General features: G+C 65.2%; 12 protein-coding genes. 3 read left to right on the forward strand and 9 right to left on the reverse strand.

Translation table 11 applies throughout. From position 1 onward, the window contains the following. Positions 1-43 precede the first annotated feature (43 nt). Positions 44-1414, forward strand: coding sequence for a metalloprotease PmbA (gene pmbA / locus BO1_RS00950; RefSeq protein ID WP_028215936.1), 1371 nt, complete (start codon positions 44-46; stop codon positions 1412-1414). Between the two features lie 128 nt (positions 1415-1542). Here pmbA and BO1_RS00955 read toward each other — a convergent pair whose 3' ends face one another. The 9 genes from BO1_RS00955 to BO1_RS60915 form a co-directional block, all read right to left on the reverse strand. Continuing rightward, positions 1543-2040: a dihydrofolate reductase gene (locus BO1_RS00955; RefSeq protein ID WP_028215937.1), complete on the reverse strand. Its 498-nt coding sequence runs from the start codon at positions 2038-2040 to the stop codon at positions 1543-1545. A gap of 133 nt (positions 2041-2173) precedes the next feature. After that, positions 2174-3550 (reverse strand): sigma-54 dependent transcriptional regulator, encoded by a 1377-nt coding sequence (locus BO1_RS49245; RefSeq protein WP_245643679.1) that lies wholly within the window; start codon positions 3548-3550, stop codon positions 2174-2176. A 200-nt stretch (positions 3551-3750) separates the two neighbouring features. Further along, entirely contained in the window at positions 3751-5283 is a 1533-nt protein-coding gene (locus tag BO1_RS00965) for a hypothetical protein (RefSeq protein ID WP_028215938.1), read from the reverse strand. Between the two features lie 189 nt (positions 5284-5472). Further along, positions 5473-6315, reverse strand: a complete 843-nt coding sequence (locus tag BO1_RS00970; RefSeq protein WP_028215939.1) for a hypothetical protein — start codon at positions 6313-6315, stop codon at positions 5473-5475. Positions 6316-6329: 14 nt separating this feature from the next. Beyond that, positions 6330-7055 carry a C39 family peptidase gene (locus tag BO1_RS00975; protein WP_028215940.1) on the reverse strand — a complete coding sequence of 242 codons (726 nt, stop codon included), beginning with the start codon at positions 7053-7055 and terminating at the stop codon, positions 6330-6332. Between the two features lie 96 nt (positions 7056-7151). Beyond that, positions 7152-8735, reverse strand: a complete 1584-nt coding sequence (locus BO1_RS00980; RefSeq protein WP_028215941.1) for a hypothetical protein — start codon at positions 8733-8735, stop codon at positions 7152-7154. Between the two features lie 27 nt (positions 8736-8762). Further along, on the reverse strand, positions 8763-9374 hold the full coding sequence (locus BO1_RS00985; RefSeq protein WP_028215942.1) for a hypothetical protein: 612 nt from the start codon (positions 9372-9374) through the stop codon (positions 8763-8765). Continuing rightward, positions 9371-9868, reverse strand: coding sequence for a hypothetical protein (locus tag BO1_RS00990; protein ID WP_043283483.1), 498 nt, complete (start codon positions 9866-9868; stop codon positions 9371-9373). The genes BO1_RS00985 and BO1_RS00990 overlap by 4 nt, the downstream gene beginning before the upstream one ends. A gap of 104 nt (positions 9869-9972) precedes the next feature. Next, positions 9973-10500 carry a hypothetical protein gene (locus BO1_RS60915; RefSeq protein ID WP_028215944.1) on the reverse strand — a complete coding sequence of 176 codons (528 nt, stop codon included), beginning with the start codon at positions 10498-10500 and terminating at the stop codon, positions 9973-9975. A 578-nt stretch (positions 10501-11078) separates the two neighbouring features. Between BO1_RS60915 and BO1_RS01000 the strand changes: the two genes are divergently transcribed. Both BO1_RS01000 and BO1_RS01005 read left to right on the forward strand, forming a co-directional pair. Continuing rightward, positions 11079-12470: a sigma-54 dependent transcriptional regulator gene (locus BO1_RS01000; RefSeq protein WP_028215945.1), complete on the forward strand. Its 1392-nt coding sequence runs from the start codon at positions 11079-11081 to the stop codon at positions 12468-12470. A 626-nt stretch (positions 12471-13096) separates the two neighbouring features. Further along, positions 13097-14068: a thymidylate synthase gene (locus BO1_RS01005; protein WP_028215946.1), complete on the forward strand. Its 972-nt coding sequence runs from the start codon at positions 13097-13099 to the stop codon at positions 14066-14068. Positions 14069-14130: the final 62 nt, after the last annotated feature.

Consider the following 14130-nt stretch of genomic DNA (forward strand, 5'->3'; position numbering starts at 1 on the left):
CGACAAGCGGGCCGCACCGGCCCGAAACCGGACCGTAACGACAATGGCTGCAGACATCGAAGCCCGGCAACGATTTTTCCCGCACACCCAGGACGAGCTGAAGGAGATCGCGTCGGACATTCTCCGCCACGCGAAGGCGCTCGGCGCGAGCGACGCCGCGACGGAGATCTCCGAAGGCGATGGCCTGTCGGTTTCCGTGCGGCGCGGCGAAGTCGAGACCATCGAGCACAACCGCGACAAGTCCGTGGGCGTGACCGTCTACATCGGCAACAAGCGCGGCAATGCGAGCACCTCGGACTTTTCCGCGCAGGCGCTCAAGGACACCGTGGCGGCCGCCTACAACATCGCGCGCTTCACCGCCGACGACGACTGCGCGGGCCTCGCCGACCCCGAGTTGCTGGAAACCGCGCCGCGCGACCTCGACCTCTATCACCCGTGGAGCCTCACGGCCGACGAGGCCGTCGAGATCGCGCGCCGCGCCGAGGACGCCGCGTTCGCCACAGACCGCCGCGTGACCAACTCGGAAGGCGCGAGCGTCTCGGCGCAGCATTCGCAGTTCGTGCTGGCGACCTCGGGCGGCTTCATGCACGGCTACCCCTATTCGCGCCACTACATCGCGTGCGCGCCCATCGCGGGCACGGGCCGCAGCATGCAGCGCGACGACTGGTACACCTCGCGGCGCAGTGCGAGCGAGCTCGCCACGCCCGAGTCGGTCGGCCGCTATGCCGCCGAGCGCGCGCTCTCGCGTCTGAACGCGCGCGGACTCGACACGCGCAAGGTGCCGGTGCTGTTCGAGGCGCCCATCGCGGCGGGCCTGCTCGGCGCGTTCGTGCAGGCCACGAGCGGCGGCGCGCTTTATCGCAAGACTTCGTTCCTGGTCGACAGTCTCGGCAAGCCGGTGTTCGCGCCGCATATCCAGGTCGTCGAGGACCCGCACGTGGCGCGCGCCGCGGGCAGCGCGCCCTTCGACGAGGAAGGCGTGCGCACGCAACGGCGCGAAGTCGTGAAGGACGGCGTGGTGCAGGGCTATTTCCTCTCGTCGTATTCGGCGCGCAAGCTCGGCATGCAGACGACCGGCAACGCGGGCGGCTCGCACAACCTGCGGCTGCAAAGCTCGCTGACGAGACCCGAAGACGACTTCGAGGAAATGCTCAGGAAGCTCGGCACGGGCCTGCTGCTCACGGAGCTGATGGGGCAGGGCGTGAATATGGTGACGGGCGATTATTCGCGCGGCGCCTCGGGCTTCTGGGTCGAGAACGGCAAGATCCAGTATCCGGTCGAGGAGATCACGGTGGCGTCCACGCTGCAGGAGATGTTCCACCACATCGTCGCGGTGGGCGCCGATACGCTCGCGCGCGGTACGCGTCAGACGGGCTCGGTGCTGATCGAGCGCATGACGGTGGCGGGGCAGTAAGCGCACGCGGCGCGTTTCGCGCGAGCTTTCCGCACTTCAATGCAAAACGGCACGCCTGGGCGTGCCGTTTTCGATTTTGCGCGCCCAGTTGCCAAACCAATGGCCATACGGGCGGTTTTTTTCGAGGCTCAGTCGCGCCGCTCGTACGTCACGAACGCGAAGTCGAAGTTGTTGGGCGGATTCGCGTGCAGCGTTTCGCGCGCCGTCTCGCGCCAGTGCGCCGGATCGGGCGCAGGGAAGGTGGCATCGCCTTCGAAATCGGTGGCGATCTCCGTGACGATCAGCTTCCGCGCGAGCGCGATGCCTTCCGCGTAGAGCTGCGCGCCGCCGATCAGGAACGCTTCGGGCGCCTGATCCTGTGCCGCGAGCGCGAGCGCGGCTTCGAGGCTCGTGACCGTGTCGCAGCCGGGAAAGCGCTTGGTGGCGTCGCGCGTGACGACGATGTTGCGGCGGCCGGGCAGCGCGCGCCCGATCGATTCGTGCGTCTTGCGGCCCATCACGATGGGCGCGCCCATGGTGGTGCGCTTGAAGAAGGCAAGGTCCTCGGGCAGCCGCCAGGGCAGCTCGTTGTCGCGGCCGATCACGCCGTTGCGGGCGCGAGCGACGATCAGGGTGAGCGTCGTCATCGAGAGAGTCGAAATGCGTTGGAATGGAAAGCCAGTCGCACCGATTCTACCCGACGCTCTCGCCGCCGCCCTTGCGGCCGGCGGCAGCGCCGCGGGCGCTGTGCGCAAAAAGCCCTGCGCGTCCCCCGCAGTGTCAGGCCTCGGGCGGCAGGTCCGGCTGGTTCTCCGCTTCGCCGCCAAAGATCGTCTTCTCGTCGCGCAGCCCGTGCGTGCCCATGAGCCGGTAGAGCGTCACGCGCGAGATGCCGAGGTCGGCGGCCGCTTCGGTCAGGCGATGGCGATGGCGCAGCAGCGCGGCCTCGATCGCGCGTTTTTCCGCGGCCTCGCGCGCCTGGGCGAGCGTGACGGTCTGCTGCTCGGTGAACTGGTCGAGATCGAGATCCTCGGCCGAGATCAGCTTGCTTTCGGCCATCACGATCGCGCGCCGCACGCGGTTGATGAGCTCGCGCACGTTGCCGGGCCAGTTGTAGTTGTACATGGCCTCGATCGCATCGGGCGTGAAGCCGCGGATCCTGCGCGCGCTGTCCTGCTTGAACTTGTGCAGCACATGGTGCGCGAGAATTTCGATGTCCTTGCCGCGCGCGCGCAGCGGCGGTTCGTCCACGCGCAGCACGCACAGGCGGTGAAACAGGTCCGCCCTGAAGTGCCCGTCGCGCATGGCGGCTTCGAGATCGACGTGGGTGGCCGAAATGATGCGCACGTCCACGGGAATCTGCTCGTGGCCGCCGAGGCGCTCGATCTTGCCTTCCTGGAGAAAGCGCAGCAGGCTCGCCTGGCTTTCCATCGGCAGGTCGCCGATTTCGTCGAGAAAGAGCGTGCCGCCGTTGGCCGCTTCCACGCGGCCGATCTTGCGCTGGTTCGCGCCCGTGAACGCGCCGCGCTCGTAGCCAAACAGTTCGGATTGCAGAAGATGATGCGGGATCGCCCCGCAGTTGATCGGCACGAACGGCGCCTTGCGGCGCGGCGAACGCTCGTGAATCGCGAGCGCGGTCAGCTCCTTGCCGGTGCCCGACTCGCCCGAGATGAACACGGTCGCGTCCGTGTTCGCCACCTTGCGGATGGTGCGAAAGAGCTGCTGCATCGCCTCGCAGGTGCCCACCATTTCGTCTTCGTCCTGACTCGCGGCGGCTGCGGGCGCCTCGTCGAGGTCGCACAGCGTGACCATGCCGAATGCGTGGCCCACGAGGTAGTCGAGCGTCGCCGGCGTGACCGGCAGATGCACATAGTCGAAACAGTATTGGCGAATCAGGCGCCGTACTTCGGGGTCGGTGAGGCGCTTGGCGTCGGTGAGCGCGATCCAGCCCACCTGCTGTAGCCGCAGCACCGCTTCGAGGCCGGCCAGGTCGCGCGCCGCGAACCCGGTCAGGTCGACGATGCCCGCGCACGTCGGCTCGGCCTTGGCGAGGCGCGTCGCTTCGTGCGGGCTCTTGGCCGTCGCGACTTCCCAGCCGCGGCTGCGCAGATACGCGCCCAGCTGCGTGTCCGGCACGCGGGCGACGTACAGCAGCATGCGGTCGATATCGGCAATCGGTCTGCCGTCGGGCTCGCGGGCCGCGGCGTCGTACCCGCGCCCGGTGCTGGCCGTATCGTCCGCCGCCGCGGCCGGTTGCGGCGGCGCGCCTGCCATGGCGAGCCGCTGACCCGCCCCGGCCAAAGGTGTCACGGTGGCGCCCAGATGTGAGGAATCGCGCACGATCGTCCTCGTATTGATCAGAAGGTATAGGGGAACCGCACGCCGACGACGAAGTTCGGCGCGTCGGGCGTGAGGCCCACCGACACCGCACCGTTGATCGTCAGGTGCTTGTTGACCACGTGATTCAGGCCAAAGTTGAGCACCGAGGCCGTGGTCTCGCTGCCCGGCACGCCAGTCCAGCTGCCGCCGGGCGCCTTGGTCTTCGACTGCGGCTCGATCGCCATCGTATAGGAGATGCTGGCCGAATCCTTTTCGGAGAAGGCAAGCGCGACGCCGCCCCCGAACTGCACGATGTCGCCGAGCTTCACATCGGCGGGCTCGGTCTGGCCGACGACCGACGAGATGTCGGCGAACGAGCGCGAGATGTTGTACGTGTACGAGATGCTGCCGAACAGCACGACCGGGTCGTAGGTCTTCAGCACCGAGAGGCCCGCCGTGACGTTCCAGAAGCCCGTGCCCGTGGGCAGCTTGCTCGGCGCGACGAGGTTGGTGTTGTCGTCCGAGATCTGCTGCAGTTTGATGCCGAACGGCGAACTGCCGGTGGGCGTCTTCACACGCAGGCTGCCGACCACGTCGGGCAGGTTGTTGGTTTCCTTCAGGAACTGGTAGTAGATCCCGAAGTTCACATCGCCGATGTCGCTCGAGTTGACCGACGAGTCAGAGAGCGAGCTCGCCGAGCCGCCCGCACCGCCCACGATGAAGCTGCTGTGGCGGTAGATGTAGGGCACGTCGACGTCGATGCTCATGCGGTCGGTGAGGCCGTACCGCGTGTCGAGGTCGGCCATGAGCTGGTGAGACTTCGTCTCGCCCAGATTGATGTTGCCGAGAAAGATCGCATCGAGCGCGAGGAAGCCCGAGAGCTGCAGCTGGCGCCGGTCGTAGTAGGTGTCGCTGATGCCCCAGTCCAGCGTGAGCTTGTGATCGAACAGCGGCGCATGTTCGCGTTCGACCACGGCCTGCTCAGACTCGGTGCGGGTGGGCTCGGCGCTCTTTTGCGTCTCGCCCACGGTCGGGTTGGCGTTCGGGTTGACGCCGACGGGCGCGCCTTGCTGCGGCCCGCTCGCGGCCGAGGAGCCGGTGGCGCCGTTGGTCGGGCCGCTGTCGGGCGACGGCGGATTCACCGGCACGCCCGTGGCGGTGCCGGTGAGCGAGCCTGGCGCGGTGGCACCTGGCAGCGCCTGCGCGAGCGGTGGCAGCGGCACGGGCAGGCCGTCCGCGCCGGGCTGCTCGGCGACGCTCGTGCCGGAGGCGGCATCAGGCGTAGCGACGCCCGGCGCAGACGCGTCCGGCGTAGCGGCGCCCGGCGCGTCTGCGCCAGGCATGCCGCGCCCGCGTTGCGCCATTTCGAGTTCCGTGACCTGGCGCTCGAGAGACTGGATCTGCCGTTGCTGCTCGTCGACCACACGCATGAGCGTGTTGAGCCGGTCTTCGACAGACTGGCTTTGCAGCGCCTGCGCATGGGCGGTTTGCGCGAGCGCGAAGATCAGGACCGCTGCTGGAATGGCGGCCAGCGCCACACGCGGCGCTGCCGTCTCGTACGTCGTGTTCATTCTTTTCCCCCGGATCGAACGCGGGCACACGACGGAACCCCCTGGTTCCGCTCCCGCACCGTCGATACGCTTGCTTGATGCTTCACGCAGTCTGCTAGCCCGCGTGCACGTCTTCTTGTGCTGTCTCCTTGTTGTGTCCGTCGTTGGCGGTGGACGGCAGGGTGTTCATGAAATGGGCGGCGTCTGTTGTTAGTGGGTGTTGCGTAGTGCCTGTAACACGCCGACCTGACGGATCATCTGCGCGGTCAACTGCTGCGTCTGCAAACTGAGCTGTAACTGATTGGCGACTTGCTGGTTGTTGCCCGCGATCTGGAGCAACTGGGCAATGGCGCCCGCCTGCTGCGTGCTGCTCGGCAAGATGTTCTGTGTCGCGATGCCAGCGGGCGTCTGCAGCGTGACGTTGATGCCGTTGCTGCCGAACGCGATGCCGGCCTTGATGGTGCCGTTCGCGTTCGAGGCCGCAGCGCTCGGCTGATTGGCGCTGGTGTTTGCGCCGCTGGTGATCGAATTGCTGTAATCGATGGTCGCGGCGTTGGAGCCGACGTTGCCGTCGCCGGCCACCTGGGTGATCTGCGATACACCGTTGACCGACACGTTCTGGCCGCCAGAAGCCGACGTGTTCGGGGTGGCGCCGCTATTGGCCGCGGTCGTGCCGCCCGGTACCGGGTCGGTGACGTGGACGTTGGTTTGCACGCTGGCGCTCAGCTGGTTGGCCGCGTTCTGCGCAACCGTAAGCGAGCCTTGCGCCACGGCGCTCGCGCCGTTGGGCAGCTGCCATTGCGACAGCACGTTGAGCACGAAGCCGGAGATCATGTCGCTGCCGGCATACTTGCCGGTCTGATGCGCGAGCACGTCGTCGCCGACGGGCTCGCAGCGCACGGGCTGCGCCTCGGGGCCGCCCGCAGAGAGGAACGCGGGCACGGCGGCCTGGGTATCGGCAAGGCTCTCGGCGGCGCACGCACTGCTTGAGCAAGCGCAGGCGAGCGCGTAGAGCGCTGCCGCAATGCCACACTGTGAGAGGTTGCGGTTCATGACTCGTCAGGACTTCAGAACATCACGGCCTTATCGAGGCCGTACTCGAAGAAGGGAGTCGGTGCCATGCCGTTGAGCAGGGCGTTCTCGCGCAGCTTCAGGGCGAGCGACTCGTTGTTCTGCAACAGCGGAGAGTCCTCCAGGAACGGTTTGCCGAGTACGGCGAAGACGAGTCCGTTCCATGTCTTCGCGAAGTCGTCCTCGGCGACGATACGGTTGCCGAGCGCGGGGTCCGCGATGAAGATGCGGCCGTTCTCGGCATGCTTGACGATGACGAAGTGCTCATAGCCGTTGATGTTCATGAGCACGAGCACGGGAATCTGCAGGTGATAAAGCGCGTCGGTGTTGACGCGAAAGCCACGGCCGCGCAGGCCGATCGTTTCGACGAACTTCTTCATGTCGAGCATGGAGAAGCCGTTTTTCACGACCACCTCGGGCGTGGAGAACACCATCATGCGACGGATCAGTTCCGGTTCGGGGATGTCGATGCCGTAGCCGTACTTCAGCAGCGTCGAGAGCGCGGCGGCGCCGCAGCTATAGTCGTATTGCTGGGTGACGACGCTGTTGTAGCGGATGTCGCGCATCGAGTGGACCGGCAGCTTGATCGGCACGCCGACCAGGTGGGTCGCGTCGATGCTCGACTGCGCACGACAAGGCACGAACGCCGCGGTGGCGGCGGCGGCGAGCGCCAGCGCGACTGCACACATCCTTGAGGCCGGGGACGGCACGAACCCGGACATGGTGGTCTCCTGCTTGTGGTGAGTGCGCCGGCCGCAGTGTGGCTGCGGCCGGCGTACCCGGGGTACAGCTTTGAACTATCGTGACTTGGGGACTGGTTAGTGGCCGTTGTTCATTGCTGCAATGGCCATGCCGTTGTGCTGCAGATTGCCGATGCCACCGGCAATGTTCACGCCGATGTTGCCTTGGGCGCCTGTGAGGGTGTTGCTGCCGAGGCTAGCCGTACCCTGGAACTGGCCCGTGGCGCTCATTCCGGCGTTCTGGACGTTGTTGTCGGTCGCGACCATCGCCGTCGTCATCGCAGAGCCTGCGTTGGTGGCCGTCGTCACGGATCCGGCGAGGCTGTTGTTCTGGGCGTTGCCGATACCCGATGCGACGTTCACACCGACATTGCCCGAAGCGCCGGCGAGCGAGCCATCACCCACGGACGCGTTCAAATTAAAGTTTTTCACATTCGCGACGCCAGCAGAGGCCTGATTGTTGAAGATCTGAGCGTTACCGAACACATTGCCCATGTCGACGGACGCGAGCGCGACGTCGTTGCTTTGCGCGTTGTTGATGCCTTCCGCGATGTTCACGCCCACGTTGCCTGTCACGCCGGTTGCCGCGTCTGTGCCAGTCGTGGCGGTGAGCGTGCCGGCCTGTTGCGTGTCGTAGTGCTGCGTGACCGAGCCGGTCGTCGTTTCGTTGACCGTGGTCATCGTGTCGTTCACGCTATAACCCCACGTCTTGCTTTCGTCCGTGGCCTTCGCGTACGAATGCGAGTTCGACTTCGAGCTCGAGCTCGATGCGCTGTACGTGTGAGCGTACGTGTCGCTCGAGTTCTTCGTCTTGCTGCCCGATCCGCTTGCGCTGGTCGAGACCGCTGCGCTCAACGTGGCGTCGGCGTAAGCCGTGTTCGCGTTGGTCTTGCTGTCGGTCGAGCTGCGATCGTTGCTGGCGGACCAGGTGTTCGTATTCGACGACGAGTCGCTGTTGTCATGCGAGTTGGTCTTCGTGTGCGACGAGCTTTCGTCCAGGCTGGCGTTGATGCTGGCCGAGCCATTGTGCTTGTTGCCGGTGCTCTTCCATGTCGCGCTCGCATCCAGGCTCGCGTTCCCGCTTTGCGACTTCGTCGACGTGTTGTTGCCGACGCTCGTGGACGCATGGGTCTTGCTGTTGCCGCCCGTGTCGCTATACGTGCTGGCGCTCGTCGAGTTCTGCGTGCTGCCGTTGTCGGCCGTGGCATGGAAGTCGGCGTTCACACTCGCGCTGTTAGCCTTGCTGTAGGTGTAGCTGCTCGACGAAGCCTTCGTGGTCGACGCATTCACGTCATTCGTCTTCGAGGACGAGCTCGACGACGTCGACTGGTCGGCCGTGGCGAAGTACGAGGTCTTGTAGCTCGAGTTCGTGCCCGTGCCGACCTTGCTCCACGTGTTGTTGTCGTAGGTCGTCGTCACGTTGCCGAACTCATAGCTCTGTGCCTGGGGCTTGAGCGTGCCGCCTGCCGTGTTCTGGGTGTTGTTGATGACTGCGCCTGCCGTGCTCGAGACGGTGACGCATCCGAACAGGCCGACGAATCCTTCGATGCCCACGTACTCGGTGACTCCCGTAGCATTGAAGAGGTAAGCGGTCTTCGGGCTTGCGAAAGCTGAACTTGCCACAGTCGCGAGGACTGCTGCTGCGATGAGGGTGCGCTTCATGTTTCGCTCCGATACTTGAGTGGTCAGTTAAAAAAGAGTGCCCGCCGGGGGACGGAGCACAAAACTGTTTGCCGTAGCGTTACCGGCGCCGGCTGTCTGGTTCACCTGCACGAGGCCCGTTGCATTCCTGAAGGCCACATCGTCGATGCGTACCTCACGAATGCCGCCTGCCTGGCCTGCCTGATTACCCATACCGCCGTTCGTTGCGCTGACCGCGGCCAGTTCTCCGTCCGAGAGCAACGCAACTCCAAGCACGCCAGTGCCGATCTGCGCACTGTTGCGCTGGATGTTGCCCACGCCTGCTGCCTGATTCACCATCGTGGCGCCGGACGTGTTCCCAAAGGCGCCCGAACCGATGAGCGCGCTGGCGTTGCCAAGCCGAGCGCGCACCAAGGCGCCTTGTTCATCGAGATTCACATTGCCCACCGAGCCGCCGGAGGTGATGCTCAACTGGTTGCCCTGGGCGTTGTCGAGCCCGGCCGCTTCGTTCACGGCGAGCGCGCCGGTTGTCGCGATGGCGGCGTTCGGTGCGATCACGGCGGTTGCGCCTACCGTGACCTGCGCATGCGCAGTCGTCGTGAGCGCAGCCGACGAGGCTGCGAGCGCGAGCGCTGCCAGAACGTGCGAATGGCGGCTCATTTCATGCCTCCGGCGGCGCCGAGCGCGCTCGTGAGCGGCGCGAGGGCGCCATTGATGGTCGACGAGATCGTGCCGCCGATGCCGCCGATGGCCTGGCCGCTCCCACCTGCGCCGAGCGCCGGGTTCGAGGCCGACGGGTTGCCCACGAGAATGCTCGTGATGGCCTGCACGCCTGCGAGCGCGCCGCTCGTGTTCACGCCGGAATTGCCGTGTGCGTTGGTGAGGTCCGTATCGCTGACGAGTGTCGCTATGGCGGGGTCGTACGCGTTCTTCGGGAACGTCGTGGCGCGCACGAGCACGGGGTCCTGGCTCTTCGGCACGCTGGCGAAAGCGCTGCGCGGGGTGATGTCGCGTTCGACGATGATGTCGCCGGGATTGGCCGCCTGCTGTGCGCTGACGCCTGCTGTCAGCACCGCCGCGAACGCCGCGCTCAGGACGGCCGCGAGCCGGGCTGAGTGCCGGCGCCCAGCGGGCGTCTTAAAGCGAACGATCATGTTTGTCTCCGTCTGCATTTCGCAACCGGCGTGTGTCGAGTGCCGCCTGCGATCCGCGCCACCAGGGGCACGGGTCCTGTTGGGCGATAACGTGCTGGTTCGGCTTACTTTCGGACGTAGCTGGCGATGTTGCCTTGCGCCGCCTGGCCGGCGTCCACCGGGATCGGCAGCGGGCTGGGCGGGGCGATTTCGTCCCACAGCGTCACGCTGTTGCCATGCATGAGTTGCGGCGTGGCGGCGACCATCACCATGCCCACGGCGCCGCCGCGCTGGCGCGCGAGCGTCTGGTCGTCGAGTGCACCGAAGCCGGCGAGCACCTGATCGTCCCCAGCGGGGCCGGGGTCGGCGGCGGGCGCGCTGGCGCTCGGGCCGCTGCTCAAGTTATCGCCGTTCGTGTCGTTATCAGAGTTGGGTGCCACGCTCGCGTCGAGCGTGGCGCTTACCATGGCCGCGCCTGTTGCAGGAACGACACCGGTGTTCGCCGCAACGACACTCGCACTCGCCGCATCCGTTGCGGTCTGTGCGCGCACCGATGGCGCAAGAGCGAGGAGCGCGGCGGGAATCAGCACGGCGGCGAGCATGCCGCACGTACCGGAAACACTGCGCTTGACGTTCGAAAGGATGAGTCGCATGGCGTATCTCCTGGTGCGAGACATTTAGCGAAACGTGTGCCATGCCACGCAACCCGTTGATACGTCGCGGGTCTGAATATTTTCTACGGATTTTGAATAGTGGATTTTCGCAAAAACGTTTCAGTGCTGAAACGTCGACCGGTTTTAAACGCCGGAAATTCGTTCGAAAGTTTCAACGGAGAACGTTTGCGCGATTTTTTTGTTACGCAATCGCGACGCCTGGAGAAAACGGTGCAGGAGCAACAGAATGAAAACATCCGTAATGGATTTTCTTCTTACTATTCAGTACTTGCGTAATGGAAACCTTTCCATCGGACCCTAAGTTATTCGTGGTGCATATTTTCTATCCAACACCCCGGTCCATATAGTAAGCTTCAGAAAAACGCGTAATACCCATAAGAAAAGCCCAGCCGTGGGCAAGTTGACACACACGCCGCAACTCGGGGATTCACTGTCAGCAAAAGCCCCATGCTCGCCACGTCCCTTTGCGCCTGGCGAATGTGGTCTTTTGCTGCGTGTCTGTACATCAGGTGCGTGCCGTCATTTCGCAACGATGTGTTGGCAAGAGGATCTGAATAATGGAATCCGCAACGCGGCAATTGGTTTACGTGACGCGCAATCCGAATGAAGCGCTGAGCGAGCGGTTCCACGAGCGGGGCTGGCAGGTGGAGATTGTCGGCAACGCCCGGGACACGCGGCGTGCGCTGCGCGCGGGCCTGCCCGCGGGCGGCCTGATCGACTTGACCAGCGAATTCCATGTGCATGAGATCGGCGCGTTCGAGCCGTGCCTCACGTTGCCTAACGTAGGCTGGGTTGCCGCCACCACCACGGGCCAGTTGCAGGATGCCAATTTGCGCCGCCTCGTGCGCGATTACTGTTTCGATTACGTAACGGTGCCCTGGAGCGGCGAGCGCATTGTCGATTCCGTGGGCCATGCATTCGGCATGGTCGCGCTCGGCGAGGGCGCTTCGAACGACACCACGGGCGGTGCGGAAGGCGAAATGGTGGGCTCGTGCGAGGCGATGCTGGCGCTGTTCCGCTCGATCCGCAAGGTTGCGATGACCGACGCGCCGGTGTTCATTTCCGGTGAATCCGGCACCGGCAAGGAACTCACCGCGGTCGCCATTCACGAGCGCTCGGCGCGGCGCAATGCGACCTTCGTGCCCATCAATTGCGGGGCGATCCCGCCGCACCTGCTGCAGTCGGAGCTATTCGGCTATGAGCGCGGCGCGTTCACGGGCGCGAACCAGCGCAAGATCGGCCGTGTGGAAGCGGCCAACGGCGGCACGCTCTTTCTCGACGAAATCGGCGACCTGCCGATGGAAAGCCAGGCGAGCCTGTTGCGCTTTCTGCAGGAAGGCCGGATCGAGCGCCTTGGCGGCCACCAGTCGATTCCCGTGGATGTGCGCATCATCTCGGCCACGCACGTGGACATGCGCGCGGCCATGGTCGAGGGGCGCTTCCGCCAGGATTTGTATCACCGCCTGTGCGTCCTGCAGATCGACGAGCCGCCGCTGCGCGCGCGCGGCAAGGACATCGAATTGCTCGCGCGGCATATGCTCGAGCGCTTCAAGAAAGACGGCGGGCGGCGTCTGCGCGGCTTTTCTCCCGACGCCATCGCCGCGCTGCATAACTACAGTTGGCCCGGCAACGTGCGCGAGCTCATCAACCGCGTGCGGCGTGCGATCGTCATGACAGAAGGGCGCGCGATCACGGCGCGCGATCTGGAGCTGGGCGATTACGTCGAGGTGGTGCCGGTCTCGCTCGCGCAGGCGCGCGAGGCCGCCGAGCGCCAGGCCATCGAGCTCGCCTTGCTGCGCCATCGCGGGCGCCTTGGCGACGCCGCGCAGGAACTGGGCATTTCGCGTGTGACGCTTTACCGGCTGCTGTGTGCGCATGGCATGCGGCATATGGAAAGCGATCCGCTTGCGCCGCATCCGGGCGGACTGGTTTCGGGGGGCGGGGCCTGAAGGCGGCCTCGTCGAGGGGACCATATAAGCGCCGCGCGATGCGGCCGCACAAGCACTGACGAAGCAGGCTGACGAAGAGCCGGAACAGGCCGTGAGGGTACGAGGTAGCAGGGGTGCAAGCGGGCCTGCGCGGGGGCGCAGGTTCGTGCGGCGGGCGGCCCGTGGGTGCGGGTCGCCCTGTCCGCGTCTGCGAGCGGTGGGCGCGTTGTGGCCTCGGTGTGCAGGTCGCGATATTACGGGTTATTTGCGAACGATTTGCCACGCGCTTGTCACGTCGCTTGTCACGTTAGTTCGTCGCGCTAATCGACGCATTGATTTTTACGCCGTTTGTCTTTGCCGGGCGCCGCCATGCGACGCATTATCTGCGGCATTATTCGATTTTTCACGGCTTCGACATAATGCGTATTTTATGAGCATGTTATGCCGATACGGTGAATTGTGTCGTCGCGCCTATGCCGTTCTATCCGGTCATTCCAAATGAAGCTGTGCGCGGTGGTCGTGCCTGTCCCCTGATTGCTCTCCGCTTGCGCCCCAATGGGCCCGATCTGCCGTTTGTCGGCTTGCTATAGAATCTCTTCTTTTGAATCCGCACCGGGTGCACTCGCGCGCCCGCTCAGGGACCACGCATGAAACAGTACCTCGAGCTCGTCCGCTCGATTCTCGACACCGGCAGCTGGCAGGAAAACCGCACCGGCATCCGCACGATCAGCATGCCGGGCGCCATGTTGCGCTTCGACCTGCAACAGGGCTTCCCCGCCGTCACGACGAAAAAGCTCGCGTTCAAGTCGGCGGTGGGCGAGTTGATCGGTTTCCTGCGTGCCTCGCGCAGCGCGGCGGATTTCCGTGCGCTCGGCTGCAAGGTGTGGGACGCCAATGCGAACGAGAACGCGCAGTGGCTCGCCAATCCGTATCGCCGCGGCACCGACGACCTCGGCGACGTCTATGGCGTGCAGTGGCGCCAGTGGCCTGCCTACAAGGTGCTGGACGCCGATGCGAGCGCGCAGCTGGCCGACGCGCAGTCGCGCGGCTATGCGCGCGTGAGCGAATTCAGCGAGGATGGGCGCCCGAAGGTGCTGCTCTACAAGGCGGTCGACCAGCTGCGCCAGTGTCTCGACACGATCATGAACAACCCCGCCGACCGGCGGATTCTGTTTCATGGCTGGAACCCGGCGGTGCTCGACGAGATCGCGCTGCCCGCGTGTCACCTGCTTTATCAGTTCTTGCCGAACGTGGCGAAGCGCGAGATCTCGCTGTGCCTGTATATCCGCAGCAATGACGTGGGCCTCGGCACGCCGTTCAATCTGACCGAAGGCGCGGTGCTGCTGCATCTGGTCGGCCGTCTGACGGGCTACACGCCGCGCTGGTTCACGTACTTCATCGGCGACGCGCACATCTACGAGAACCAGCTCGGCATGCTCAACGAACAGCTGAGCCGCGAGCCTTATGAGAGCCCGCGCCTCGAGATCGCGTCGCGCGTGCCCGAGTACGCGAAGACTGGCGTCTACGCGCCCGAGTGGCTCGAGAAGGTCGAGCCCGCCGACTTCTCGCTGGTTGGCTACCGGCATCACGATCCGCTCACGGCGCCGATGGCGGTCTAGCGTGCCGTAGCGCCGCAATCGACGCGCGATAAACAAGAAGCCCGCGAACGGTGACGTTCGCG

Source organism: Paraburkholderia oxyphila NBRC 105797 (genome assembly GCF_000685075.1).
Taxonomy (GTDB): Bacteria; Pseudomonadota; Gammaproteobacteria; order Burkholderiales; family Burkholderiaceae; genus Paraburkholderia; species Paraburkholderia oxyphila.

Excerpts from the sequence above, each read along its gene's own strand:
- BO1_RS01000 (WP_028215945.1), top strand. The coding sequence starts at position 11,079 with ATGGAATCCGCAACGCGGCAATTGGTTTACGTGACGCGCAATCCGAAT.
- BO1_RS01005 (WP_028215946.1), top strand. The coding sequence starts at position 13,097 with ATGAAACAGTACCTCGAGCTCGTCCGCTCGATTCTCGACACCGGCAGC.
- BO1_RS00975 (WP_028215940.1), bottom strand. The coding sequence starts at position 7,055 with ATGTCCGGGTTCGTGCCGTCCCCGGCCTCAAGGATGTGTGCAGTCGCG.
- BO1_RS00955 (WP_028215937.1), bottom strand. The coding sequence starts at position 2,040 with ATGACGACGCTCACCCTGATCGTCGCTCGCGCCCGCAACGGCGTGATC.
- BO1_RS00980 (WP_028215941.1), bottom strand. The coding sequence starts at position 8,735 with ATGAAGCGCACCCTCATCGCAGCAGCAGTCCTCGCGACTGTGGCAAGT.
- BO1_RS00970 (WP_028215939.1), bottom strand. The coding sequence starts at position 6,315 with ATGAACCGCAACCTCTCACAGTGTGGCATTGCGGCAGCGCTCTACGCG.
- pmbA (WP_028215936.1), top strand. The coding sequence starts at position 44 with ATGGCTGCAGACATCGAAGCCCGGCAACGATTTTTCCCGCACACCCAG.
- BO1_RS00985 (WP_028215942.1), bottom strand. The coding sequence starts at position 9,374 with ATGAGCCGCCATTCGCACGTTCTGGCAGCGCTCGCGCTCGCAGCCTCG.
- BO1_RS49245 (WP_245643679.1), bottom strand. The coding sequence starts at position 3,550 with ATGCTGCTGTACGTCGCCCGCGTGCCGGACACGCAGCTGGGCGCGTAT.
- BO1_RS60915 (WP_028215944.1), bottom strand. The coding sequence starts at position 10,500 with ATGCGACTCATCCTTTCGAACGTCAAGCGCAGTGTTTCCGGTACGTGC.
- BO1_RS00965 (WP_028215938.1), bottom strand. The coding sequence starts at position 5,283 with ATGAACACGACGTACGAGACGGCAGCGCCGCGTGTGGCGCTGGCCGCC.
- BO1_RS00990 (WP_043283483.1), bottom strand. The coding sequence starts at position 9,868 with ATGATCGTTCGCTTTAAGACGCCCGCTGGGCGCCGGCACTCAGCCCGG.